General features: G+C 73.7%; 16 protein-coding genes. 10 read left to right on the plus strand and 6 right to left on the minus strand.

The features are described from left to right. Window positions 1-31: 31 nt before the first annotated feature. From Cs7R123_RS03780 to Cs7R123_RS03790, 3 genes are all read right to left on the minus strand, one after another. On the minus strand, window positions 32-3514 hold the full coding sequence (locus tag Cs7R123_RS03780) for a hypothetical protein (RefSeq protein WP_212823426.1): 3483 nt from the start codon (window positions 3512-3514) through the stop codon (window positions 32-34). Between the two features lie 4 nt (window positions 3515-3518). Then, window positions 3519-6566 (minus strand): hypothetical protein, encoded by a 3048-nt coding sequence (locus tag Cs7R123_RS03785; RefSeq protein WP_212823428.1) that lies wholly within the window; start codon window positions 6564-6566, stop codon window positions 3519-3521. Window positions 6567-6655: 89 nt separating this feature from the next. Then, window positions 6656-9310 carry a CHAT domain-containing protein gene (locus tag Cs7R123_RS03790; protein WP_212823430.1) on the minus strand — a complete coding sequence of 885 codons (2655 nt, stop codon included), beginning with the start codon at window positions 9308-9310 and terminating at the stop codon, window positions 6656-6658. A gap of 73 nt (window positions 9311-9383) precedes the next feature. On the opposite strand from Cs7R123_RS03790, the gene Cs7R123_RS03795 reads away from it, so the two are divergent. The 6 genes from Cs7R123_RS03795 to Cs7R123_RS03820 all read left to right on the plus strand — a co-directional run bounded on the left by Cs7R123_RS03795 (window position 9384) and on the right by Cs7R123_RS03820 (window position 15352). Further along, window positions 9384-10694 carry a S8/S53 family peptidase gene (locus Cs7R123_RS03795; RefSeq protein WP_212823432.1) on the plus strand — a complete coding sequence of 437 codons (1311 nt, stop codon included), beginning with the start codon at window positions 9384-9386 and terminating at the stop codon, window positions 10692-10694. Beyond that, window positions 10695-11285 (plus strand): RNA polymerase sigma factor, encoded by a 591-nt coding sequence (locus tag Cs7R123_RS03800; protein ID WP_212823434.1) that lies wholly within the window; start codon window positions 10695-10697, stop codon window positions 11283-11285. Window positions 11286-11314: 29 nt separating this feature from the next. Then, a complete protein-coding gene (locus Cs7R123_RS03805) occupies window positions 11315-11764 on the plus strand; it encodes a hypothetical protein (RefSeq protein ID WP_212823436.1) in 450 nt (149 codons plus the stop codon). Between the two features lie 134 nt (window positions 11765-11898). Further along, window positions 11899-12753, plus strand: a complete 855-nt coding sequence (locus Cs7R123_RS03810) for a DUF3152 domain-containing protein (RefSeq protein WP_244871596.1) — start codon at window positions 11899-11901, stop codon at window positions 12751-12753. 254 nt (window positions 12754-13007) lie between these two features. Then, window positions 13008-13871 (plus strand): M15 family metallopeptidase, encoded by an 864-nt coding sequence (locus Cs7R123_RS03815; RefSeq protein ID WP_244871597.1) that lies wholly within the window; start codon window positions 13008-13010, stop codon window positions 13869-13871. Window positions 13872-13978: 107 nt separating this feature from the next. Further along, the gene (locus Cs7R123_RS03820) at window positions 13979-15352 is read left to right on the plus strand and encodes an MFS transporter (RefSeq protein WP_212823441.1); all 1374 of its coding nucleotides are present in this window, start codon (window positions 13979-13981) and stop codon (window positions 15350-15352) included. 67 nt (window positions 15353-15419) lie between these two features. On the opposite strand, the gene Cs7R123_RS03825 is transcribed toward Cs7R123_RS03820, so the two are convergent. Next, complete coding sequence (locus Cs7R123_RS03825; protein ID WP_212823442.1) at window positions 15420-18857, minus strand: discoidin domain-containing protein; 3438 nt, start codon at window positions 18855-18857, stop codon at window positions 15420-15422. Window positions 18858-19161: 304 nt separating this feature from the next. Here Cs7R123_RS03825 and Cs7R123_RS03830 point away from each other — a divergent pair, with 304 nt between their 5' ends. The 4 genes from Cs7R123_RS03830 (at window position 19162) to Cs7R123_RS03845 (ending at window position 23909) form a co-directional block, all read left to right on the plus strand. Beyond that, window positions 19162-20232, plus strand: coding sequence for a glycoside hydrolase family 18 protein (locus Cs7R123_RS03830; RefSeq protein ID WP_212823443.1), 1071 nt, complete (start codon window positions 19162-19164; stop codon window positions 20230-20232). A gap of 130 nt (window positions 20233-20362) precedes the next feature. Then, window positions 20363-21973 (plus strand): hypothetical protein, encoded by a 1611-nt coding sequence (locus tag Cs7R123_RS03835; protein ID WP_212823444.1) that lies wholly within the window; start codon window positions 20363-20365, stop codon window positions 21971-21973. A gap of 90 nt (window positions 21974-22063) precedes the next feature. Beyond that, complete coding sequence (locus Cs7R123_RS03840; RefSeq protein ID WP_244871949.1) at window positions 22064-22663, plus strand: helix-turn-helix transcriptional regulator; 600 nt, start codon at window positions 22064-22066, stop codon at window positions 22661-22663. Window position 22664: 1 nt separating this feature from the next. Next, window positions 22665-23909, plus strand: a complete 1245-nt coding sequence (locus Cs7R123_RS03845; RefSeq protein ID WP_212823446.1) for an MFS transporter — start codon at window positions 22665-22667, stop codon at window positions 23907-23909. 16 nt (window positions 23910-23925) lie between these two features. On the opposite strand, the gene Cs7R123_RS03850 is transcribed toward Cs7R123_RS03845, so the two are convergent. After that, window positions 23926-25263: a methyltransferase gene (locus Cs7R123_RS03850; protein WP_212823447.1), complete on the minus strand. Its 1338-nt coding sequence runs from the start codon at window positions 25261-25263 to the stop codon at window positions 23926-23928. Then, on the minus strand, window positions 25260-26081 hold the full coding sequence (locus tag Cs7R123_RS03855) for a hypothetical protein (RefSeq protein ID WP_244871950.1): 822 nt from the start codon (window positions 26079-26081) through the stop codon (window positions 25260-25262). The genes Cs7R123_RS03850 and Cs7R123_RS03855 overlap by 4 nt, the downstream gene beginning before the upstream one ends. Window positions 26082-26470: the final 389 nt, after the last annotated feature.

Here is a 26470-nt window from a genome sequence, read left to right on the forward strand (position 1 = left end):
TGATGGGTGGGCGCCGCGCTGTCGGCGGCGGTCAGGAAAGGGCGATGACGTCGACGAACACGGTGCGTTCGGCCAGTTCGGCGTCGGTGCCGCCCAGGCCGGCGGGCAGCGGGTCGTCAGCGGGGCGGATCTGCTCGACCTCCTTGAGGTAGAGGCGCAGCGCGCCGGGCAGGTCCGGCAGGGTCACCCGCAGCGGCTCGCCGAGGCTGCCGTGCGCCGTGCTGCCCGGCAGCCGCACCCATGCCTGGTCGTCGCCGGGCGGCTGGCGCAGGTCGGTGAGGTCGCCGCCGCCCGCGCCGCCGGCCCGGTGTTCGAGCAGCACGTCGACGCGGTTGAGGCGCGGCCCGGCGGGGCCGGGGCCGCTGAGGGTCACGGTCACGTCGGTCGCGGTCCGCTGCACGTGGACGGTGCGGTCGGGCAGCAGCTGGACCGCCTCGGTCGTGACCGGGTCGGACAGCTCCAGGCCGGGCAGGCTGTGGTGCTGGTAGCGGGCCACCACCAGGCGCGCGAACGGGCTGTACGACCCGGCTCCCGTCACCTCGACGTCGGCGTAGCAGCGTCCCTCGTGGAACCAGACCCCGTGCGGCACGACCCGCACCGGCGGGCCGCCGGGCAGGGTCCGCACCTCCGACGGGGCGGTCTTGGCGGTGAACGCGTCGACCGGCGGGACCGGTACGGGGTACTGGCCCGCCCAGATCGGGTCGCGCCCCAGCCGGGTCAGCCGCACCGGTGCCGGCGGAGCCTGCCCGGCCGGCGGGTCGTCGCCCGTCTCCAGCAGCACCCCGAGCGCCTCGCCCGCGCCGGTGGTGTACCAGGGGCGGCCCAGCTCGATGCGCAGGCGGCCGCCGCGCCGCACGCGCGTCAGCTGCTGCCAGCCCGGCGGCAGCTCGGTGCCCTCCCAGCGGAACGCGGGCAGGACGGACCGGACCAGCGGCGGCACCGGGCGCGCCGTGCTGGGCACGGTGACGGCCGGCAGCGTGGTACGGGCCCGGAAGTCCTCCTCGTCGTCGGCGGCGTCGAACAGCTGCCGGAACCGGCTCACCGCGGTGAGCTGGTAGCGCACCTCGCGGTGCCGGGTGTCGCCGAAGTCGTGCCGCAGGGCCGGGACGGCGACGGGGCCGCGGTCGAGCACGACGGACGCGACGGCGGGTTGCGTCACGGTCCGCGGCTGGTCGTCGGTGACCTCGGTCCACTCGGCGGCGATGTCGAGGCGCAGCGTGCTCGCGGTGTCGACGTCGAGCTGGGCCTGCAGCACCGCGTCGGTCTGCCCCTCGGCGGTGCGCAGCGGCGTGATGGTTCCCGCCGGATCGCGCAGCGGCCGCCGCACGGCGTGGACGAGCCGGACCACGCGGGCGGGGGTGGCCAGCGGATGGCGGCCGCCGATCGCGGCCGGTTCGGCACCGGCGGGCAGCCACTGCTTGATCGCGAAGTGGTCCAGGTAGTCGTCGCGCAGGTGCGAGGAGACCTCCAGGTACGCCTCCTGCGCCGGGGCGAGCTCCACCCGCACCTGGCCGTCGGCGGGGACCAGCGCGGGCAGCCCCCCGTCGGCGCCGGTGCCGTCGGCGAGCAGCAGCAGGTGCGGTTGCAGCTGGGGCCAGTGGCCCTGCCAGGCCGGTCGCGCGGTCCGCGGCTCGGTGAGGGCGCCGGGGCCGGGGCGCAGGTGCAGCGTCGGGCCGGCCGACGCCGGGTCGGGCAGACCGGACGCCATGGCCTGGGACGCGAGCTGCCAGGTCTGCTCGTCCGCGCCGTCGAGCACCCCGTGCTGCTCGGCCAGCGCGAACGAGACCCCCGGCGGCAGCAGCAGGCGGCTGTCGTTGGCGGGGTAGCCCGGATGCGCCTGCGCGAACTGTGCCGCGGTCAGGCCCCGGTCGCTGCGGATGACCAGCAGGTCGGCGGCGCCGCCGGGGCCCAGCGGGTGTCCCGGTCCGGGGGCGGGGCGGCTGGTCCACTCGTCCAGCAGCGCCTGCTGCCGGGGCGGCAGCGCCACGGCGGGCGCGGCGATCGGCTCATAGCGGGTGTAGGTGACCAGGTCGGTCGCGCACGGGTCGACGACGGGGCGGTCGTCGGGGCCCAGGCCGCCGCCGGCCAGGTCGGCGACCCGTACCCGCAGCTGGTAGGTGTGGTTGAAGCGGAGGGCGGGCAGCGAGCCTTCGGGCAGCTGGTAGGTCCAGTCGAAGTCGTACGGCAGCGGCAGCTTGCGCGTGCCGCGGGGTCGGCCGCCCCGGCCGTCCAGCGCGGGCCGGGGCACCGACAGGCTCCAGCCGTCCCAGCGGGTGACCACCTCGTCGGCGTGCAGGGCGCCGGTGGCCGGGTCGGCCACGGCCGCGTTGGCCTTGACGTGGCCCTCCTCGGGCCCGGCGCCGACGACCGTCCCGTTGATCCGGTAGGTCGCCTCGCGCCGGCACAGCGACAGCCAGCGGGTCGCCCCCTTGGGCAGGACGTCCATCCGGTAGCCGAGCATCAGCTCGGCCGCGGTCAGCTCGGCGCCGGCCAGGGCGCCGTCGGCGGCGAACTTCGCGCCGTTGCCGGTGTGGGCGGCCATGTCGTCGAGGCGGCCGGGGCGCAGCAGCTGGAGCCCGGCCGTGCGCAGCGCCGGCAGGCTGACCGGCGGCTCGCCGGTGCCCGCACCGGCGCCGGGCGTCCGGTCGAGCAGGGCCCTGGCGGTGTCGCGCAGCCGGCCGACGCCGCCGTCGACGTCGACGGCGGCGACCTGCCAGGCTGACCGGCTGTCGGCGGTGGCCGCCGTCGCGCCGGCCAGGTCCAGCATGCCGTTGCGGACGGTGCCGGCCGACCACGGCAGGAAGTGCCGGCCGTCGAACTCGTACCTGGTCCAGGGCGCTACCAGGGACGGCAGCCCGGCGGGCGGTTCCCAGCCGATCCGCACCAGCGCCGCCGTGCCCGACGTGGTGTCGGCCAGCACGGCCGAGGGCAGCCTGAGCTCGAGGATGAGACCCAGCGCGCGCAGGACCGCCGGGTGCTCGCGCAGCAGCGACACCGTGCGGTGGAAGTCCGGGTCGCGCCAAGGCCGCGGCCCGGGTGGCGGCAGGGGCGCGGGTTCCGGATCGGCGGCCGGATCGTGCCAGCCCGCCAGGTGCCCGGCGAGGGCGTCCTGGGTGCCCGGGTCGGCGAGGTCGCCGCTGGCCGCGACGGACTGCGTCGACTGCTCGTACGTGGTGATGATCTTCGACGCGTGGGCGGTGCTGGGACGCACCTGCGGCGGGTCGTAGCCGCGGTGCTGCCACGGGTCCACGAGCGTGCCGGGGCCGAAGAACTGCTGCCACAGCTGCGAGTCGGCCGGGCTGACCCGCTGCGCGGTCACGGTCTGGACCTGGTCGCCCACGCGCAGGTGCACCGGGAGGTGCTGGTCGAGGTGCGCGGGCCAGTCCGCCAGGCCGTGCTCGGCCAGCGGCATGCTGCGATCTGCCCGCAACCGGGGCACCACCACGACCCGCAGGATCACATCGCCGGCGTCGGCCGGCCCGCCCGGCACGGCCACGAACAGCAGCTCACTCATGATGTCATCCCTGCTTGTCGGAGAGCGGCTGGTCAGACGGCTGCCTGCCAGGCGTCGACGGGCCCGGCAGCGGCGTGAAGGCCTGCCGGTAGGCCAGCCAGCCGGCCAGCGGATCGTCCGGTGACCGCGGCGGCGCCGGATCGTCCGGCGCGGCGAACCCCGGCTGCGGCGCCATGGCCGGTGCGTCCATCTCGGTCGCGGCGGCGCCGGCCAGCACCCACTCGCCGCTGTCGAGCTCCACGGTGTCGGAGTAGAACGTCAGGTCGATCTCCACGACCAGGGTCGCCCGGCCGACCATCCGGTTGGCCTCGATGTCGTAGCTGAGCGCGATCATCAGCTCCACGGCGACGCTGACCAGGCCCAGGATGTCGACGCTGCCGCCGATGCGGATGAACCCGGTGAGGGTGACCGCCCCCTGCCCGTCCATCAGGTAGCGGACCCCGCCCAGCGCGTGCACCTCGGCGGAGGCGATCACGAAGTCGACCGCGACGGCCGCCCCGAACTCCAGCGACGCCTCCAGCCGGCGCAGCCCCCGGTAGTCGATGAGCAGATCCAGGTAGCCGCCGCCGCCGAACATCAGCACGCTCAGGTTGAACGGGTTCTGCCGGCTGGCGAACCCGAGCGACACCGACACCGGGCGGGCGTCGAACGGCACGTCCACCCCGGCCCGGAACACGATGTTGCGCAGCACGAACGCGCCGACCTGCACGTCCGGGACGGCCAGCGCGTACCGCGCGGTGATCCCGCCGGGCGTCGCCTCGACACCCGGCGGGGCGTTCCCCAACTGGACCCGTTCCTGCAGGTCCTTGAGCAGCTTGAGGTAGCCGAGGAACTCCGCCTCCAGCCGGTCGACGGCCAGGGTGGGGGCGTGCCCGGTCCGGGAGGTGAACGTCAGCGACCCGAACCGCAGCCGCAGCTGCGCCGCCGAACCGGGCGGCAGCACCAGCGCGAAATCCGAGATGACGCAGGTGGTGACGGTGTCGTCGGCGCTCTGCGTGACGGTGAGGTTCAACCGGCTGCGGTCGTCGGCCTCCAGCGGCCCGATGCTGACCAGCCGCACGTCCTGCCACTGCATCTGCACCCGCGGCGGCTGCCCGGGTCCGACGACCGACAGCAGCTGCGGCGGGGCGTCCAGCTGCGCGATCAGCGTACGCAGGTCGAAGCCGAGCACCGTCGCGCCGTCGCTGAACAGCTTCGCCGGATCGAGGTGCCCGCTGGGCAGCAGCTCGGCCAGCCCGGCCCCGCTGACCGGCCCCAGCGTGCGCGACAGGACGTCGGCGCGGAACACCGGCGAGGCAAGGCCGCCGCAGCGATCGCTGGCCTGGCTGAAGTCGACGAGGATCGGCTCGGCCAATGCCAGCAGCACGTCGGCGGCCTCCCCCGCGCCGCGGTAGGCGTCGCTGTACCGGACGGCCACCGCGTCCCGCAGGCCGAGCAGCGAACGCAGCGCCGGCAATGTCACCAGCAGCTCGTCGAGCTGCGGACGGAACGACATCCGGGTCCCGTCGTGGTACGGCGCCGCCGAGACGGTGAACCCGTGCACCTCGTGCACGTCACCGGGATGCGGCTGCGCGGCGCGGACCAGGTCGACGGCCACGCCCGGTGTCTGCGCGCGGCCCTGGCCGGCATACGCGGCGGCGACCGCCGGTGCCACGGTCGGATCGTCCAGCAGCGCCGTGCCGTCGGTGGCGGCCAGCGCGCCGGCATAGCCGGGGACGAACTCGGCGCTGACGAACAGCAGCGGCATCGCGACCGTCACGTCGCCGGCCCGTCCCCGCAGCCGCAGCGGGAACCGCACCTTCTCGCCGTGCCTGGTCGGCCAGAAGCACAGCGGCAGCCGCTCGGCGGCGAAGGATCCGATGTACTCGATCTCGGCGGCCAGGTCGAGGTAGTGCTGCACCTCGGGCACGCTGCGCGCGATCTCCTCCAGACTCGCCGGCACGTAGTCGTGCGACACCTGGTCGATCCACGCCTGCATGCCGGCGACCTCGTCGCGCAGGCGCTGCAGCTCGGCGGCCAGCCCGGGAGCCGGCCGGGGATGCGTCTGCCACTCCGGTTCGTCCAGGTCGGCGTACGTCTGCTCGGCGATCTCCACCGCGTCGAACGGGAAGCCCCGCTTCAGCTGCGCGTCTTCGGGCTCGCCGAGCCACTGCTCGGTGACCACCATCGTCCGCTGCTTCTTCAGCACGGCCGTGTCGGCGTCGGAGTCGACGCCGAACTGCCGCTCGGTGAGCTCGATCCATTCGCAGCGGTGCCCGTACGGGTAGAGCATCCCGCGCATCAGGACCCGCACCCGCATGTCGCGGCCCAGGGTCGCGTCATGCTCCCAGCTCAGCGACGGCCACTCCCCCCGGGCGCGCAGGGAACCGCCCAGCGACGTCAGCTCCAGGCGGTCGGCGTGCGCCGGCACGCGGCGGGCCTGATCCGCGATGCTGACGCGGGTGTATCGCGACAGCGCCGGCACCACCCCCTCCGGGTCGGCGAGGTCGGCGGTCCCGCCGTCGATCGACCGCAGCCCGATCCGGGCGTCGGCATCGGTGGCGCCGCCGCCCAGCAGCCGGCTGCGCCACAGCCCGACGGTGCTGCCCGGCGAGTTCGCCGGCTCCACGAGGTGCTCGCTGGTCAGCGGTCCCGACTCGGCCGGAGCCTCGGGCGACCAGATCAGCCGCCACGGCAGCTCGATCGCGCTGCCGTCGGCCAGGACGCGGGCGGTGCGCAGGGCGTCGAGCACCCCCGCCACGGTCAGCCGCAGCAGCGCGCCCGCCTCCAGCGTGAACGCCATCCGGCTCGGTCCGGCCGGGTACGCCGTCCACACGGGAACGGAGGAGTCCTCGTCCAGGCTGCCGAGCCCGACCTGGCCGAGGACCGGCGCGTCACCCGTCTCCTCACCGAGATGCTGCGGCGGGAAAGTGATCTCGACGGTGTTGTGCTCGGTCGCCCGCAGGGTGGCCGGGTCGTCCCCGGTGGACGCGGCGACGAGGTCGAAGCCGGTGCAGCGCAGCCCGAGCACGACGAGGTCGTCCCGGCGGACCATCAGGTAGTCGCTGGTCATGTGGCATGCTCCCGGCCCGTGAGGCACGGGCCGCGGTGACCCGTCGGCTATTCAGATCCGGGTCGGCCGATCCTGATACATCCGCCGGTTCAGCCGGCGCCCAGCGCGACGAACGAGCAGCCGGTCGCGTAGCCCACCGGGTCACCGGAGCAGGCCAGCCGGGCGTGGGCCAGCGCGCCGGCCGTGCTGGCGCCCGCGGCCAGCTGCTCGTGCAGGGCCGCCATCAGCTCGGCGGTCGCCTGGTCGTTGACCGCCACCGGGCTGGCGACCAGCGCGGCGGTGCCCAGCGGCAGCAGCGCGGTGGCCAACCCGAGCAGCTCGTCCGCGCCGACCGCGGTCAGCGCCGCCGAGTCGCAGCTGGGCAGCACCAGCCGGTACGGGGCCCGGCGCAGCTGCTGCACGTCGTGGACGGTCAGCGGCCCGTCGTCGAGCACCAGGGCGGAGAACAGCGGATTGTCGCCGCGGAACACCCCGTGCGCGGCGATGTGGGCCAGGCTGCTGCCCTCCAGCGCGGCCAGCACGTTGGCGATCGTGGCGGTGCCGTCGCCCAGCACGGTCGCGCCCGGGTACCGGGTGCGCAGCCACGCCAGCTCGGCCGCCGCGTACGGCAGCCGCGGCCCCCGCACCAGGGTGACTTTCGGCTGCGCCGGGGGGCTCAGCTGCTCGGCGCGCAGCCAGGCCCCGGCCGAGGGCGCCACGGTGAACGGCCGCTCGTGCAGCACCGGCAGCAGCGACCACGGGATGGCGTGCAGATCCGCCGGGGGCACGATGACCACCTCGCCGTGCAGGTGCCGCAGCACCGGCGCCAGCAGCAGCCGCTGCAGCCGCTCGGCGGTCTGCGCCAGCACCGCCGCCGAGCGCGGGTCCGTTCCGGCGGCGGAACCGAACGCGAGCCGCCGCAGCGCCGTACGGGCGAACTGCCCTTCGGTGACGACCTCGCGCAGCCGTCCGGCCTGGAACCGCCGCACCCTGCCGTCGCCGCACAGCAGCACGTGCAACCGGCCGTCGACCTCGACGATGTCGACCAGCTGGCGGCCGGGCACACCGGCCAGCGTGTCCAGCAGCTGCGCCACCCGCAACCCGCCGGGCGGGGCGGTGGCGGCGGCCGCACCGGGAGTGCGCCGCACGCGTTCGCTGATGCGCTGTTCGAGCCGGTGCTGCCGCCGGCGCGCCGGGGCGTCGGCCGGGTCGTCGCCGATCCGCCGCGCGACGGCGCGCAGTGCGGCGAGGTCCGCCCGCAGCTGCCGGTCTCGCGGCGGACGCGCCGGTGCGGTCGCGAGCGTCACCGAGCGCCATCGCTCGCTCCACACGAGCAGGTCCCGGGCGCGGCCGCGAGCCCGCCCGCCCGCGCCCGCGGGGTCGCCGTCCGGGCCGAGGCAGCTGCGCTGGGCGAGGGCGGCCAGGTCGCGGCCCCGGGCGGTCACCTGCACCCGCAGCTCGGTCGCGCCGAGCGTGAGCCGGTGTGCGTCCAGCGTGTCCAGGCCGCGCCGGCAGGCGTACCGCACGCCGCGCACGTCACCGGCGGCCTGCGCCTGGAGGGCGCGGGCCAGCCAGCCGACCGCCCGCGCCAGCGGCGATCCGGCCCGGCGGGCCAGCGCGGCCGCGGCGAGCTGCCGTTCGGCGTCGCGCGGGCGGCCGGCCCGCAGCGCGAGCTGGCCGGCCAGTAGGTGCGCCTGGGCCGCCTGCACCGACCGGTCGGCGTCCAGCTGCCGCGCCAGGGCCGCGGCCCGGACGTACAGCCGCCCGGCCGGCAGCACCGCGGCGCCGGTCTCGGCTTGCAGCAGCAGCAGCCGGGCGTGCTGCTGCCACCACCGCCGGTGCTGGCGTCCGAACAGCTGGACGGCCGCGGCGGCCCGCTCGGCGGCGAGCACCTGGTCGTCGGCGGCCAGGGCGGCCTGCGCGGCGATCAGCAGCAGCTCGGGGCGCCGCGTCTGCTGGCCCCGGCGGCGGTCGAGCTCGCGCAGCCCCCGGTCGGCCTCCCGTAGGGCGTCGGCCGGCAGCCCTGCGGCCAGCAGCGTGGCGCACCGGTCCAGCACCATGCTGGGCATCGGCGTGCCGAGCAGGCGGAACCGGCGGTCCGCGGCGGCCAGGTGCGACAGCGCGGCCGGCAGGTCACCCTGCAGCAGGGCCGTCGTGGCCCGGTTCTGCCGCGCCATCGCGGAATCGTGGGCGTGGTCCAGCGTCGCGAACAGCTGCTCGGCGGCGGCGAACTCGGTGTCGGCGCGCCGGGGGTCGCCCGCCGACGCGTGCAGCAGGCCGCGCAGCGTCAGCGCCCGCGCCGTCCACAGCTGGTCCCCGGCCCGCCGCAGCGCGGGCAGGGCCTGCCGTACGTCGGCCAGCGCCTCCCGGTGGCGGCCGAGGATGCGCAGTGCGCCCGCGCGGCGGAACAGCACCCGGGCGGCCGTCGGTCCGGTGGCGAGGGCGACCGCCCGGTTGAGCGCCCGGACCCCGGCGGCGCTGCGTCCGGCCTGGATCAGGGCGATGCCCAGGGTCGCCAGCACATCAGCCTCACGGTCGGGTGAACCGGACCGCGCCGCGAGCCGGCGGGCCCGGGTCAGCTGGTCGACCGCTGCGGTGATGTCACCGAAGTCGCGCCAGACGATGCCGATGGCCTGCCGGGCGATCGACGCGTCGTACGGCGTGGGCCGGGCCGCCAGCAGCGCCTGCGCACCGGCGACGGCCTGCCGGGGCCGGTCGAAGACCATCGACAGCAGCTGCGCCGAATCCGGGATGCCGCGTGTCACCAAGGAATGGTAGATGTAAGTGCCGCATTCTGATGACGGACGATGCGGCCGCCTGGGGGAAGGAACTTCGCGCATGCCTGGTCTGGTGGCCGAGGAGTCGTACGACCGTTTCTGGCAGCAGTTCGACGTCGTCCGGGCGGCGCTGGCGCAGGAGCGCGACGGCGCCCCGGCGATCGCGATCGAGGCCGCCACGGACAACGGCGTGCCGCTGTTCGTCTACGAGAAGAGCCGGCTGCTGTTCGAGGACGTCACCGACAGCGTCGACTACATGCGCGGCCGCTTCGGCGCGGACCGCATCACCGAGGCCGGGCCGGGCGTGCACCTGGCCGACCTCGGCGGCGGCGACGCGCTGGGCGTGCTGCGCGACCTCGAAGCCGAACGGGGCGGCGGCTGGGCCACGCCGCACCACATCCTGTCCATCACCGGGGATGTGAACCTATGCCCGGCCGACGAGCCGACGCTCCCGCTGCCCGGCGGACCGATGTTCTATCCGACGACCGTCGACCACCACGCCGGCGACGGCGTCCGCATCGAGATCATCGACACGGGGCTGGCGCAGGGCTGGGAGAGGTTCACCTGGCTGGCCGGGATCACCGGGGACGACCGGCTGACTCCCCCGCCCGGGGAGGTCCCGATGTACTACGGGCACGGCACCTTCGTCGCCGGGGTGCTGCGCCGGGTGGCGCCGATGGCCGCCGTGCACGTCGCCAACAATCTGCGCCGCGCCGGGGCGCTGCACGAGGTGAACCTGGTCGAGGCGCTGTCGCGCATCATGTCCTACGACGACGACCAGCTGCCGCACATCATCAGCCTGTCCGCGGGCGGTTCGACGCGGGACGACCTGCCGCTGCTGTCGATCCACCGCCAGCTGTCGAACCTGCAGAGCCGAGGGGTGCTGCTGGTGGCCGCCGCCGGCAACGACGGCAACGACCGCGGGTTCTGGCCGGCCGCCTTCGAGGGGGTGCTGTCGGTCGGCGCGCTGCGCGAGGACCTGACCGGGCGGGCGTGCTTCAGCAACCACGGCAGCTGGGTCGACTGCTACGCCCCCGGCGAGCGGCTGGTCAACGCCTTCCCCGACGGCGCCTACCGCTACTACCACGAGGGGCGGGAGACCTGCCGCTACCGCCGCCGCAGCGACCCGGCCTGGTATGCGGGCTGCACCTGCGTCACCGCCCCGAACGCCGGGACGACCGTGCAGCTGCGCGGCCGCGCCCGCTGGAGCGGGACCTCGTTCGCGACCCCGATCGTCGCCGGCCTGGTCGCCGCCCGGATGTCGGCCAGCGGCGACAGCTCCCGCGACGCCGCCGACTGGCTGCTGGCCAACCCGGCCGGATGGCATCCCGAGCTCGGCCCGGTGCTGCTGCCCGGCCAGGCGATCCGCTGAATGGACGCGACCGACGACCCCAGCGCGCTGGTGGCGGCCGCCGCGGGCGGTGACGAGGCCGCCTGGCAGCAGCTGGTGGCCCGGTTCAGCGGCCTGGTCTGGTCGGTGGCCCGCGGCCTGGGGCTGCGTCCCGCCGACGCCGAGGACGTCTACCAGACCACCTGGTACCGGCTGGCCGAACACGTCGGCCGGCTCAAGGAGCCGTCGCGGGTGGGCTCCTGGCTGGCCGTCACCGCCCGCAACGAGGCGTTCAAGGTGCTGCGCGCCGGCACCCGGCTCACCCTGACCGACGAGCCGTCGCCGCAGGTCGACGAGCACTCACCGGAGACGGCCGTCATCGAGGACGAGGACGCGGCGGCGCACCGGTCCCGGCTCCAGCACCTGTGGTCGGCTTTCGAGCAGCTGCCGGCCCGCTGCCAGCCCCTGCTGCGCGCCCTGATGGCCACGCCGCCGCCCAGCTACACCGACGTCGCGGCCGCGTTCGCCATCCCGGTCGGCAGCATCGGCCCCACCCGCGCGCGGTGCCTGCGCCATCTTCGTGCCCTGTTGGCCGATCGAGGTATCAGCGACCACGACGGAGCATCATCATGACATCGACGGCCGCTGACGGGAGTCCGGAGATGGACGACGACGATGACGGTTGGCTGCTGGAGGCACTGGCCCAGGCGGCGCGGCAGTGCGACCCGCTGCCGGACTCCTCGTTCCGGGTCGCCGCGGGCGCCTTCGCGCTGCGCTCCCTGGACGCCGACCTCGCCGACCTGACCTTCGACACGCTCGCCGAAGCGGGGCAGCCCGTCCGCAGCAGCGCCCAGCCCCGCCTGCTGACCTTCCAGCACGGCCCGTTCACCATCGAGCTGGAGCTGACCGGCACCGGCTCGGCGCACCACCTGATCGGCCAGGTCCTGCCGGCCGGGCCGGCCCGGCTCGACATCCGGGCCGGGGCGCGGACCGTCGCCGTCGCCGCCGACGAGCTGGGCCGCTTCGCCTGCGCCGACCTGCCGCCGGGGCCGCTCAGCGTCCGGCTGTACGCGGCCGGGCACGACATCGTCACCGACTGGGTGACCGTCTGACCTCGGCGGCGCCACCGCTGTCGCACCGCCGAGGTCCCTGATATGGCGTTCTGACCCGTAATCCCCCGCTTCGGGAGAGGGCGGGGCGGCGGCTCTGTGCGCCGGGCGGCGGCGATATGGCAAGCTTGCCCGCTGTGCCTCCCGACGCCCCCTCACGTACGCAGCGGCGCCGCACCGCTGCCGACCGGGCGCGGTTCCGGCGCCGACGCATCCTGGTCGGCCTGGTGGCACTGACCTTCGTGCTGGTGTGCGGCGGTGTCGCCCGTGCCGTGTTCACCGGATCCGCACCCGATGCGACTCCCGCGCCGAGCAGCAGCCCTGCCGTCAGCGCCGCCGCGTCGCCGTCGCCGTCGCTGTCGCCGAGTCCCTCGCCCTCCCCCGCGCCGCGGCCGATCACCTACCCCGAACGGGGCACGGGCAGGTGGAACGTCGCGCCCGGCCCCTCCCCGGTCATCGGCAGGGCAGGGCGGTTGCTGCGGTTCCGTGTCTCGGTCGAGGGCGGCATCCAGGGCGTGGCCCCGGGCGAGTTCGCCGCCGCCACGCTGACGGCGCTGGGCGACCCGCGCAGCTGGACGGCGGGCGGGCAGTGGCGCTTCCAGCAGGTTCCGGCCGGCTCCGCGTACGACTTCACGATCTACCTGGCCACCCCACTGACCCGCGACGTGCTGTGCGCCAACGGCCGTGACCTGTACACCTCCTGCCGCAACGGCAACAGCGTCGTCGTCAACGTCGCCCGCTGGGCGCACGGCGTCCCGAACTACGGCGCCGGCCTGGACCTGTACCGCATGTACGTCATCAACCATGAGGTCGGCCACCGCCTCGGCCACGGACACGAGAAGTGCCCGGGGGCCGGCAAGCTCGCACCGCTGATGGAGCAGCAGACCCTCGGCCTGCACGGCTGCACCGCCAACGCGTGGCCCTACGTCAACGGCAAGCGCTACACCGGCCCGTCCGGCGCCTACAACGACCCCCTGCCCGTCGACCCCTGACCGGCCCCGCCCGATTCCGCAGGCTGCCCGCCTCGGGCGGCCGCGGATGCCGGCGCATCGCGACGAAGGTCACCTCGGGCAGAGCCCGGAAACCGACAGACAACGACTTAGCGGGGTAAAAGACGACGCGACCGGCGGGAGGGTCCGTCCGCTCCGTGTAGGGTCGCCGGAGTTCCCAGGCCGAGGGGGTGGCCCAGATGGCAGCAGACGTCCGCCCGAGACCAGCGGAGTCGGCGACACGACGGCCCGCTCGCATGGCGCGCCTGCTGGCCGGGGTCGCACTGCTCGGCACCGCCCTGTCCGGCTGTTCAGCCGGCGCGGCCATGCGCGAACCGGGGCACCCGCCGTCCGCCCGGTCCTCGTCGACGGCTGGGCGCGCCGAACCCGCAAGCCCGGCTCCCACTCCGGTGGGCGGCGCCACCGCCGCACCGGCCTGGCTCGGCACCCGCGTGCTCCCTTCCAGGCCCGCCGGGTCCGCCCCCGCCGACACCCCGCCGGAGCTGCGGAACCGGTCCATCGTGACCGTCGACGAGCTGCCACCGCCGCCCGACGGGCGGTTCCACGCGACCGTGCAGGCGGTGCCCGCGAGCGTGCTCGCCCGGTCCAGCTGGGCCGAGAACTGCCCGGTGGCCGCAGCCGAGCTGCGTTACGTCACGGTCGGCTTCCGCGGCTTCGACGGGCTGGCCCATACCGGCGAGCTGCTGGTCAACGCGCGGGCGGCCGATGACATGGTGACCGTGTTCCACCGCCTGTTCGACGCCGGATTCCCGATCGAGCGAATGCGGATCTCCAGCGCCGCGCAGCTGAACGCGCCGTCCACCGGCGACGGCAACACCACGGAGGCGTTCGCCTGCCGACCGGTGCGCGGCAGCAAAGCGTGGTCCCAGCACGCCTACGGACTCGCCGTCGATGTGAACCCGTTCCAGAACCCGTACCGCAAGGGCACGGTGGTGCTTCCGGAGCTGGCCGGCGCCTACCTCGACCGGCACGAGGTCAGGCCCGGGATGGCGCTGCCCGGCGGGCCTGCCGTGCGGGCCTTCGGCGCGGTCGGCTGGGGATGGGGTGGCGACTACCGGTCCCTCAACGACTACATGCACTTCTCCGCCACCGGCGGCTGAGCAGCCCAGAAACCGGCGTCCCGGCCGCGAGCCCCGTTTCCTCTATCGAAACGGCGTTTCTTTTGCGTATCATGGCCGTCTCTGACGCCGCCCCGGAAGGCGCCCCCATGACGGTCAGCGCAGCAACGGACGAGACCAGTGCAGTGACCGCCTTCGCGGGCAGGCCGCCGGTGACGGTGCGCCGCGGCCGCGCGGCACCCTTCGGGTGGTGGCCCGCGGTATGCGTGGCCCTGGTCGCGCTGGTCGACCGGATCGAATACAACCTGCTGGCCGGTTCGCTGCCCCAGATCCAGCGCGAATTCGGGTTCAGCGACGGCGCCGCGGGAGCGATCGCCACCGCCGGCGCCGTCGCCGCCGTGATCCTGCTGCTGCCCGCCGGGCGGCTGGCCGACACGGGCCGCCGCACCTGGACGATCGCGGCGGTGGTGGCCGTCTGGGCACTGCTGACCCTCGGCACCGGCCTGGCCGGCTCCTACGCGGCCCTGTTCGGGATACGGGTCCTGCTCGGCTCGGCCGGGCAGCTCTACAACCCGCCCGCCTCCAGCCTGCTCGGCGACCTCTACCCGGGCACGGGCCGCGCCCGCGCGTTCGGGCTGGAACGGGCCGCCTACTTCGCCGGGCTGCCCATCGGCGTCATCGCCGGCGGCGCACTCGCCCAGGCGTACGGCTGGCGCACCGGCTTCTTCCTGGTGGCCGTGCCCGGCGCGGCCATCGCGCTGCTGATGCTGACCGTCCGCGAGCCGGTGCGCGGCATCGGCGACCGGCTGACCTCCTGGTACGGCGGCGCGGCCGCGACCGCGGCACCACCCGCGCCCGCCACGCCGACGCCGGTGCTCCAGCAGGTCCGCGAGCTGTGGCGGGTGCGGACGCTGCGCTCGGTCGTGACCGGACTGAGCATCCTGTTCTTCGGGCTCGGCGGCCTGTTCTTCTGGATGCCGTCCTACTACCAGCGCGAGTTCGGGCTCGACGAGGCGGCCGCCGCCGCGGTCGGCGGTGGTGCCGGGCTGGTCGGCATCCTCGCCGGCATCGGGCTGGGCAGCTGGCTGGGCGACCGCCACCACGGCCGCAGGCCGGGCTGGCGGGTGCTGCTCGGCGGCTGGTCCCTGGTGTTCGGCTCTGCCGCGCTGGCCGGGGCGGTGGCGTTCACCGACCTCGGGCCGCAGGTCGCCTGCTTCGCGCTGGCCAACGTGGGGTTCGCGGGGGCGATCGCGAACCTGACCGCCGCCAACGCCGACGTGGTGGCCGCCGCCCGCCGAGGGATGGGCTTCGCCGTGCTGCAACTGCTGGTCACCCTCGGCGGAGCGCTCGGGCCGTGGCTGATCGGCGAGGCCTCCGACGCGACCGGCTCGCTGCGCGCCGCGTACGCGGTGGTGCTGGCGCCGCTCGCGGTCGGCTGCCTGATCGTGCTCAGGTCCTGGCGTGCCTATGACGCCGACGCGGCCGCCGCGCTGGCTCCGCCCGCGGAGCCCGACGCCGCCTGAGCGGCACGGCCGCGACGGCCGGGAGAGCCGGTCCGGATGTCCCGGACCGGCTCCCGGTCAGCCGGTGTCAGACCACCGGCTCCACCCAGATGTTGCGGTAGTACAGGTTCGCTCCGGCGTCGCCGTGGTCCTGGAACCGCAGCGGGCCGGGTGCCGCGGTCTCGACGGCGCCGTTGCCGGTCGGGCCGTTGATCTCCGCGTTGTTGATGACGGTGACGCCGTTCCACACGACGGTCACCCGGGCGTTCTCGGTCTTCACATTGGAGCTGTTGTACCGGGCCGCGCGGAACGTGACGTCGTAGGTCTGCCACGTCTGCGGCGCGGTGGCCGCGTTGGCCGACGGTGCGATCTTCTCGTAGATCGCGCCGCACTCGTTGTTGGCCAGGGTGGTGTCCCCGTACGAGTCCAGCACCTGGAGCTCGTAGCGGTCCTGCAGGTAGATCCCGCTGTTGGCCCGCTGCTGGCCGGTCACGTCGCCCGGAAGCAGCGGCAGCCAGAACTCGGCGTGCAGCTTGAAGTCGCCGAACGCCTGCTTGGACTTGATGTCGCCGCCGAGGACCTCCACCCCGCCGTTGCCCAGCGGCCAGGTGACCGGAGTGCCGTTGGAGTGCTGGAAGTTGTCCATGTTCGTGCCGTCGAACAACACGATCCGGGCCGGTTGGGTCGAGGACCCGTACACCTCGAACTCGTAGATGCGGGCGGCGCCGTTGCCGTCGCTGGTCGGGGTGGTGATGTTGAGCCGGGCGTAGCGCGCCTGGGTCGCGGCGAAGGTGTGCGTGGTGACGCTGGCGGTGTTGGCGGTGACGGTCGCGACCGTGGTCCAGCTGGTGCCGTTGGTGGACAGCTGGAGGTTGAAGTCGCGGGTGTTCCAGGCGAGGTTCTCCCCGCCCGCGCCGGCGTGCCGGACGATCAGCTGGCTGACCGTCTGCGCGGTGCCGAGGTCGACCTGCAGCCACTTGGTGGCGCCCGTCGAGCACCACTTGTCGCCGTTGCCGCCCGAGACGCTGCCGTTGACCGCCTGCGACGGACCCTCGGCAGCGGCGCAGGAGCTGTCCGCGGTGGCCGGCTTGCCCACCGCCAGGTTGCCCGTCGGCGGTGCGGTCGGGCCGTACGCCTCGAACTCGTAGACGCGGGCCGCGCCGTTGCCGGTGGTGCCGCCGTTGGTGACGTTCAGCCGGAGGTACCTGGCCTGGGTCGTGGCGATGTTGTGGGTGGTGGTGCCGGCCGTGTTCGCGGTGACGGTCGCGACCGTGGTCCAGCTGGTCCCGTTCGTGGACGTCTGGATGTTGAAGTCGCGGGTGTTGAACCCGACCTCCTCTCCACCGGTGGCCGCGTGCTGGATGACGAACTTGTTGACGCTCTGCGTCGAGCCGAGGTCGACCTGCATCCACTTGGTCGCGCCGAGCGAGCACCACTTGTCGGAGTTGCCGCCCGAGACGCTGCCGTTGACGGCCTGCGACGGCCCTTCGGAGGCGGCGCAGGAGCTGTCGGCGGTGGCGGGCTTGTTGAGCGCCAGGTTGCTGGACGCGGCCTGACCGGGGATGGCGTTGAGGGTGTACCAGACCTCGGTGCTCCACAGCGACTGGCCGTTGCTGGCCGCGAACGGCTTGGGCGAGCGGATGTGGACCACCCGGCCGGCCTTGAGGCCGTTGATCACCAGGGTGACCTTCTTGCCGTCGGCAGACAGGGTCGCCGACGACACCGACAGCGTCTCCTCGTCGATCTTCGGGCCGCCGTAGGCGGCCGTCGGGACGTAGCGCCACTGCTTGACCTGGTACTTCGTGGCCAGCGAGGTGGCGGTGGCCGCCGACACCGGCTGGGTGTACTCGATCTCGAACCCGTTGGGCTGGGCCTTCATCGACAGCATGTCGAAGACGTTGTTGCCGTTGGGGGTCAGCTTCTGCAGGCCGAAGTTGAGCTTGCCGGTCTGGCCCCAGTTGCCGCCGCCGCCGATGCCGCCGACGTAGATCGCGCCGTCCGGGCCGACGTTGACCTCGGACACGCCGCCTTCCAGGCCCTGCGTCATCCGGAACAGCGCGCCCTGGTACTCGCCGTTGACCTTCTCCACCGCGGCGCGCTGGAGGCCGCCGTACGTGACGTCGCCGATGACGAACTGTCCGGCGTAGAGGCCGCTGGTCATGTACATCGGGGTGCTGGGCGAGTTGCCGATCTCGTTCTGCGGCAGCCAGATCACGGGCGGCGTGACCGGGGCGCTCTCGAACGGGCCGGCCGGGTTCAGGTAGTGGTTGAAGAACCGGCCCTGCTTGATGTGGACCAGCTTCGACGCGGGCAGCCAGCCGCCCTGGTTGTCGGTGACGAAGATGCCGTTCTCGGGGCCCCAGCCGATGCCGTGCGGGGTTCGCAGGCCGCCCGCGACGTAGCTCCAGGCACCGGTGTCCTTGCTGACCTTGATGGTGGTGCCCCGGTTGGCGACGGGCTGCGGGTTGGTGGTGGCGCCGCCGTAGTCGATGCCCACCGACAGGTTGATGTAGAAGTACCCGTCGGCGTAGAGCAGGCCGAACGCGAACTCGTGGAACGTGCCGCCGTACGGCCAGGTCGCGACCTGCTGGTACTGGTCGGCGACCTCGTCGCCGTTGGTGTCGACCAGCCGGGTCAGCCGCATCTTCTCCGACACGTACACGACGCCGTCGACGATCTTCAGGCCCATCGGCTCCTTGAGGTTGCTGCCGATCCGCTTGGTCGTGACCGCGCCGGGGCTGGTGCTGCCGCCGGTGTTGCCCAAGATCCAGACCTCACCGGCCTGCGAGGTGCCGGAGTCGTTGGTGCCGCCCCAGGTGCAGATGACCAGACGCCCGTCGGCGAGCCAGTCCATGCCCGTCACCCGGGGCTCGAAGCCGGAGGGGCGCAGGTTGGTGAGGGTGAAGTTGGGGTGTACGGAGGTCAGCGGCAGGCCGTCGCCGGGCGAGTCGCCGGTGCCCTCGCACTCCTTGCGGCCCGGGGCGGTGACCCGGACGACGCCCGCGTCGGTGCTGAGCACCGAGTTCGGCACGGTGACGAACGTGGTCGAGCCCGGCGTCTGCCACTGGAGCGTCAGCTGCTGTCCGCCGCCGGCCTCGAAGTGGTCGATGTGCAGCGCGTGGTAGCCGGTGGTCAGGGTGGCGGCGCCGTCCTTGGCCGTCGGGCCGTGCAGGCCGTCGTGGTTGATGACAAGGTTGTCATCGATGAGCAGCCGAGAGCCGTCATCGCTGACCAGGCGGAAGGTGTAGCTGCCGGCGGTGGCGATGTTGACGTAGCCCAGCACCTGGGCGTAGAAGTTGTCCTCCTGCCCGAACTCGGCTGCGGTGGTCCAGTTGACCGTCGACATGAGCTTGTCGATGTTCGGGGTCTGCGCCGGCTTGAGGTTGCAGAGGCTGCTCAGGGCCGTCTGCAGATCGAAGACCCGCAGCGTGACGCCCGGCGTCTGGGGCGGCGGGGCGGCGGCCGCAGCGGTGGCGGGCAGCCACCCTGACGCCGCGACGACCGCTGATGCGAGAGCCCCTGCCATGAGCAGGCGCCCTCGTCGGAGCGGAGTGAACACTTTCCCTCCAGTGGGAGCGGGACGGTGCGCGCCGTCGTCAGACGTGGCAACCCGCTCGCAGCGGCGTGCCAGGACTTCGGACGGGGCGCAGTGAGTCGTGAAACGACCTGGCACGCCGATGCCTGGCAACGAACACTTTAAAATTCTTCTATCCGGATGTACAGATGTTCTTTTGGTTCAGTCATAACTTCCGTCGATGTTGACAGAAGTTTCGGGACCGGTGATCGGCGACAGCGGCAGGCCCGCACCTTCCCGCTGCTAAGGTGCGCTCATGATCACGGAGCAGACGGTGCTCGGCGCCTACCTCCACGGGACCGACGAGGCGTACCCGGTCGACCCGGCGGCCGCCCGCCTGCTGACGCATGTCTTCTACGCGTTCGCCACGATCGACGGCGGGCAGCCGGTGCTGCCGCCGCAGGCTCCCGATCACCTCGCGACCCTGGCCGCGCTCAGGCAGGCCAACCCGGATCTGCGCATCATCCTGTCGATCGGCGGCTGGGGCGCCGACGGATTCTCCGACGCGGCCCTGACACCCGGGTCCAGAGCCGCGTTCGTCGAGAAGTGCCTGCGCCTGGCCGACGGCTTCGACGGCCTGGACCTGGACTGGGAGTTCCCCGTCTCAGGCGGACCCGCCGAGCTCACCCACCGGCCCGAAGACCGGCGCAACGCCACCCTGCTGGCCCAGGCGTTCCGCCAGGAGCTCGGGCCGGGCCGGCTGCTGACCGCGGCGCTGCCGGCCGGCCGGTTGCAGACGGCGGGCCCGTACGATCCGGCCGACAGCTACGAGCTCGCGGCACTCGCCGACGTGCTGGACCTCGTCAACGTCATGACCTACGACTTCGGCACCGGCTTCTCCCCGGTCGCCACGTTCAACGCGCCCCTGGCCGAGGACGCGCAGGACCCGCTCCCGCCCGACCTGCGGCGGTGGAACAACGTCACCGGCGCCGTCGACTACTACGAGAGCCGCGGCGTGCCGCGGCAGAAGCTCGTGCTCGGCGTGCCCTTTTACGGCCGCGGTTTCCGCGTCGCCGAGCCCGGCGAGCAGGCCGGGCTGTACCAGCCCCAGGTCGACGCCGTCTACGCGGGCGACTGGCGCGACATCCGGCGCGACCTGCTGCCGGACCCGGCCTGGCAGGTCCACCGCCATCCGGTGGCCCGCTCGCCGTGGCTCTTCCACCCCGAGACGCTGACGTTCGTCAGCTACGAGGACGCCGAGTCCGTCGAGGAGCGCGCCGCATACGCGGCACGGCACGGCCTGCGCGGCGCGTTCACCTGGCATCTGGCCGGAGACGACGACGAGCACACGCTGCTCGCCGCGATGACCCGCCCATTTAGGACCTGAATCCGCCCGATCCCGCAGAGGCGTCGCTCCTCGGCCGACGAGATCTGTGCGGCACCGGATCGGACCCGAGGGCCCGCGCCTGGTCGAAAAGGGATCACCGCGCCGACTCCCGCCGGGTAGCGTGCGTGCCATGGCCGAGTGGGCGCACGCGAGCACCAGCAACCTGGCGCCCGAAGGCAACGCCTGCGAATACTGGGTGGAGCTGGACGGTGCCGAGCACGGTCCCACCGAAGCTCGCTGGGCCGGACTGGCCGGGAACCAGGCCGCCCCCGAGGAGATCCTGCTCGCCCTGGTCGCGACGGAGAGCCGGCTCACCCGGCTCGTACTGGCCAACCGGCGGGAGCTGCCGCCGTCGATCGCACGGCAGCTCGCCGCCGTCGCGATCACCACCGGGGACCCCGGCCTGGCCACCGCGCTGGCTACGCAGCAGCACCTGGAGACCGACGATGTCTGGGCCCTGGTCGAGTCCGGCTTCCCGGAGGTCCTGTTCCCGCTGGCCTTCCTCCCCGAACCGCCTGACGGGCTGCTGGAAAGGCTCGCCGCCCACCCCGATCCGTCGACGCGGTGGGCGGTCGCCAGCCGACCCGGTCTGAGCCGCCCGCTGGCAGAGCTGCTCGCCCGCGATCCCGATGTCGAGGTCCGGTGCGCACTCCAGGGCATCGTCGATGATCCACCGGCCTACCTGGCCGCGATCCAGATCCGGGATCCCGACCCGCGCGTCCGGGCGACCTTCGCCCCCTATCTCGATCCCGAGCTGCTTCCGCTGGCCGTGGCCGACTCCCACCCGCAGGTCCGGGGTGCCGCCACGCAGCATGAACAGATAACGGACGCGCTCCTCGACCGGCTGGCGGCCGACGGGTCAGCCGAAGTCCGGCTGGGCGCAGCATGGTCGCAATGGAGCGCGACCTACCCCGCCGGTCGGCCCCGGTGGCAGCTGCGGCTGGCCGAGGACCCCGATCCGCAGGTGCGGCTGGTGCTGACCCGGCGGCTCGGTCGAGGCGATGACGCGCTGCTCACCAGGCTTGCGGAGGACCCAGACCCGGCTGTCCGAGGGGCGGCGAAGGCACGGCTCGGGCTGCACCCGACCGATCGCCCGACCGACGAGTGGAGCCCCTACGACAACAAGATGAACCTTTTCGAGGGCCTGCACGACAAGCGGCAGCTCAGCCTCACCGAACTGGAGTGGCTGGCCGTACATGAGCGCGTGGGCCACTACCTGTTCCGGCCAGAGGCGTTCGCGAGAGCCTCGGCGGAGCTGCTCAGGCAGTGCGCCCAGTCTGAGCACGCCCTCCTGCGCAGAGCGGTCGCCCACGTGGCCGCGCTGCCGGAGGATCTCGCCCGGCAGCTCGCCGCCGATCCCGATCCGACCATCCCGCACACCTGGGGCCTCTACGGGAGCACCTCTCCCGACGTCCTTCGCCTGCTGGCCGCCGGCCCGCAGCCCATCGTCGAGGCGCTGCTCGCCAATCCGCACACCCCGGCAGACGTCCTGGCAGGGCTGCCCGGCACCGCGCGGCGGATCGCCGCCGATCCCCTCACGCCGACCGGCACCCTCGCCGGGCTGGCCACCGACCCGGACGATGCGACGCGGCTCGCTGTCGCCGGCAATCCCGGCAGCCCCGGCGAGGTCCTGGCCAGGATGGCTGCCACCGAAGCCGACCCGGCCATCCTCAGAGCGGTGTGCGGCCATCCGTCGCTGCCCGTGGCCGCCATGCGGGACATGCTGAGAAGCGCCGGCTGACGGAACCGGTCGCGGCCGAAGAGACAGAGCCATCTCCAGACTCCAAGCAGTTGCTTGACATCGATGGACCGGTCGGTTGAGATACCAAGCATGTCCTTGGAATCGGGCTCCGGGCGACGGAGCGTCAGCGATCCCCTGGCGCTGCGAGCGCTCGCACATCCCGTACGGCTCAAGCTGCTCGCGCTCGTCGGTCGTGAAGGGACCATGACAGCCGCCGACGTCGGCCGGCAGCTCGGCATCAGCCAGGCACTCGCCTCGCACCACCTGCGCCACCTCGCCAAGTACGGCTTCGTCGAACACGCCGACGCGGGCGACAACCGGGAACGGCCCTGGCGGATCACCGCCGTGTCACACCAGTTCGAGGCGGCGGCCGGGTCGCCCGAGCCGGCGGAGTCCGTCGACCTGCTCAACCGCCATCTCGTCGAGCAGGCCGCCGCCCAGCTCGCCGACTGGCAGCAGCGCCGGGCAGACGAGGACCCCGGCTGGGCCGAACACCCCGGCGTCACCCAGAACCTGCTGTACCTGACACTCGACGAGCTCACCGAACTCAAGCGGCGATGGGACGAACTCGTGGCGCCGCTCGCCGCGCAGCGCCCACTCGGCGACACCGGCAGAAGGCCGGCTGACGCCGTACCGGTGAATCTGACGCTGGTGGCCGCGCCGCTGCGCACGACGCCATCGGGCGGCTGACGTGCGACGGCTCTGGCGGCTCCTGGGCGGCAACCGCGACCTGCGGCTGCTGCTCACCGCGAACCTGATCTCCGTGACCGGCGACTGGATCCTGCGCATCGGGCTCGCGTACCAGGTCTATGTCCTGACCGGCTCCACGCTCGCATCCGCCGGGTCGGTCCTCGCCTCGCTGCTTCCGCAGCTCGTGCTCGGGTCCGTCGCGGGCGTCTACGCCGACCGGTGGGACCGCCGCCGCGCCATGGTCGCCACCAACCTGCTGATGGCCGCGACCCTGCTGCCCCTGCTCGCGGTGCGGCACGCGGGTCAGGTGTGGCTGGTCTACCTCGTGGTCGCGGCGCAGAGCTGCCTCGCGCCGTTCTTCAGTTCGGCCGAGGCGGCCGTCGTGCCGTCGCTGGTGGCAGCCGACCACCTGGCCACGGTCAACTCCCTCAACGGCCAGGCCCGTGACATCGCCCGCCTGACCGGTGCCGCGCTGGGCGGAGTGATCGCCGGTTTCGGCGGGATCGCGCTGCTCAGCGTCGTGGACATGCTGACGTTCGGGCTCGCGGCCGTGCTGCTGTGGCTGATCCGCGCCAGGCGCGCGCCCGGCCTGGCGACGCGTCCGCGCGTGCTGCGGCAGTGGGCCGAGGGCGTGGGCATCGCGCTGTCGAGCCGGGCCCTGCGGGTGTTCCTGGCGTTCACCGTCATCACCGGCATCGGCGAAGCGATCATGGGCACGCTGATGGCGCCGTTCGTACGTGACGTGCTGGGCGGCGACGCCCGCGCCTTCGGCGTGATCATGGCGGCCCAGGCGGTCGGCGGCATCGTCGGCGGCCTGACCGCGGCGCTGATCGCGCACCGGTTCTCGCCGCGACGGATGTTCGGCTGGGGAGCGGTGCTCTTCGGCGCGCTCGACCTGGTGCTGTTCCTTTATCCGCTGGCCGCGGACGTGCTCTGGCCCGCGCCGGTGCTCATCGCGATCGTCGGGCTGCCCGTCGCGTTCCTGACCACAGGTGGCATGACGGTCTTCCAGAACGCGACCAGCGACGACCACCGCGGACGGGTGTTCGGCGCGACCGCCGCCGTCAGGAGCGCGGCGATGCTGCTCGGCACGATCGCGGCAGGCACCCTCGGGGAACGCCTCGGCATCCTGCCGGTCATCGCCACGCAGGGCGCGGGCTACTGCCTGGCCGGGCTGGTCGTGCTGCTCGCCCTCCCCAAGGCCGCGCCGGTGCGGCACGAACTCCCCCGCTCGATCCCTGTGTGACCGGCGGCTGCGGAGGTCATGGCCGGGCGGCCGCCGCCTGGGCGCGGGCGGGGTGCGGCGCGGCGATGAACGCGTCGGTGAGCTGCTGCGCCAACCAGGCCACCGGGGGCAGGAGCAGGAGCCAGCCGAGGTATGCCCAGCCCAGGTGGGTGTGCTCCAGGGCCCGTGCGACCGCCGCCGTACCGCGCGCGTGGTGCCCGTCGGGGCCGGTGTAGCGGGCGCGCCACAGCACCTCGGGGTGGTCGGCGGCGGCCGCCACGACCAGGTTCGCCGGTTGCCGGTCCAGCAGCCGGCGGGTGACGGCGGTGCAGGGGCCGCAGTCGCGGTCCAGCCACACCGTGGCGGCGGGCTGGGGCAGCGGGCGCAGGCGCGGCACCCAGTCGCGCACCTGCGTACGGTAGGCGCGCCAGGCGGGTCCGAACCGGCCGTCCAGATCGGCCCGCTCGTGCGGGGCGGCCAGTGCCGCGCTGAAGGCGACCGCCGCCACGGCGGCGACGGCCAGGGTGGCGCTCGCCGCGCCGACCGCCAGCACCAGCAGCAGCAGCGAGGCGCTGAGCTGCATGGGATTGGCCAGGTAGGCGTACGGTCCGGTGGTGACCAGCCGCTTCGGCGGGTCCCACGGGTAGGGCGTGCCGTGCCCGCGTACGGCGAACTCCCGCATCGCCGCGAGGGCGGGCACCGACACCAGCGCCATGAGCTGCACCAGCAGCGGCAGGGCGGGGGAAGGCAGCCGCCACAGGTGGTCCCAGGATCCGTCACCGTAGGTGAACGCCGTGGTGGGGATGAGCCAGAGCGCGGTGCCGGTGAAGGTCACCAGTTGCAGCAGCGCGCGGGGGTGCAGCCGCCGGTCGCGGGCGGTCCAGCGGCCGAGCAGCTGCGCGGGCAGCGCCACCGCGACGATCCCGGCCAGCTCGCCGAGCCGCCAGTGCGGACCCAGCTCGACCAGCGGGTCGAGCCGGGGCATGGCCATCAGGTCGAGCCACAGCAGGAGCAGCAGCGCCACCGGCGTACGCAGCACCCGGTGCGCCAGCACCGGCACCGGCCCCCACAGCAGCGCCCAGCCCAGCCACAGGTCGACCGGCAGTCCGCGCCACGCCGCGTCCACCGGCGCGTACGACCACCAGCCCAGCCACTGGGCCACGGTGTCGAGGGCGGCGACGCCGGTGGCCGCCGCGACGAAGGACAGCAGCGCGGCGCCGTACCGCCGGCGCCGCTGCGCCGGGTCCGGCACCGGGGCGCCGGGACGCAGCGCGGCGAGTGCCGCGGAGCCGGGCAGGGCCGCCGCGGCCAGTGCCGCCAGCGGCAGCACCAGGCACGCGTAGCGGGCGACGGTGAGCGCGACGGTGGGAGTCATCGCAGGTCGAGCATGTCGAGCAGGTGCTCGCCGCCGGAGTGCATGAGGGTCTCCTGAAGCGGGCCGAAGTACCAGAACGGGTCGAGGCGGCGCTCGTACGCGAGGTCGAGCGTGACCTCGGTGTGCCCGGCGTCGACGGCGCGCCAGGTGATCTCGGCGTGGCGCCAGTGGAACCAGCGCGCGTTGATGGTGGTGTCCTCGACGAATCCGAACCCGACGTGCTGCGCGGAGCGTTCGGTGACCTCGGTGACGATGTGGCCGCCGGGGCCGTGCGCCGAGCCGTGGTAGGCGAACATCCAGCGGTCGCCCAGGTCGAGCCCGTCGCCTTCGACCTGTAGCGGGGTGGGCATGCTGAGCATCCGCAGCGTGGTCGAGCGCAGCGCGGTGGGCTGGGGTCCTTCGGTGAGCCGTGCGGTGACCTCGTCGACCGTCAGCGGCAGCACCCGTACCACGGCGGTGGCCTGTTCCGGGTTGACCCGGGCCTCGGGCGCCAGGCCCTCGCCGCCGCTGATCAGCAGCAGCGGCAGCACCAGGGCGTAGACGCGGCGGCCGCGGCGGATCGCCTGGACGATCGCGGTGACGCCGAGCGCGACCGCGTAGACCAGCGGCGCGGCGAGCACCACGCAGATGAAGCCCTCGTGCAGGTAGACCGCGGTGATCAGCAGGACGATGGTGACGATTTTGGTGACGTGGCCGTAGACGTTGCGCACCGTGGTGAGTGTCAGCGCGATGGCGAGCAGCATGGGCAGGCCGACGAAGACCATGGCGCTGTCGGTGTGGCCGTCCACGACGGTGGCGGCGAACGCGATCGCGCCCATGACGGCGACCAGGATGGCGATCACGAGCCTGGCCCGCAGGGACGCCCGCGGGGCGGGCTCCTCGGCGGGGGCGGGGACGTCCCACTGCTGCGGCTGCTGCCAGTAGTTCCGCAGCACCTCGGCGGCGTCGGGTTGCGGCTGGTCCGGGCGGGGCGGTTCGGGCTGGTCGGCGGGGTGCACATCGACTCCTTAAGCGATCGCTCAAACGCTGTCAGGCGTGACGCTAGCGCCGTTTGAGCGTTTGCTCAAGACGGTTGTGACGGCAGTCGCACGGCGCCGCACAGCCGTGCCCGCCCTCCCGACATTTCGTTGCGCCGCCACCAGCGGCGGCGCATCCGGCTGACGCGAACACATAGACGTTGATTGACTCCTGTCGCCGCGACGGCGTA

The organism is Catellatospora sp. TT07R-123 (genome assembly GCF_018327705.1).
Classification (GTDB): Bacteria; Actinomycetota; Actinomycetes; order Mycobacteriales; family Micromonosporaceae; genus Catellatospora.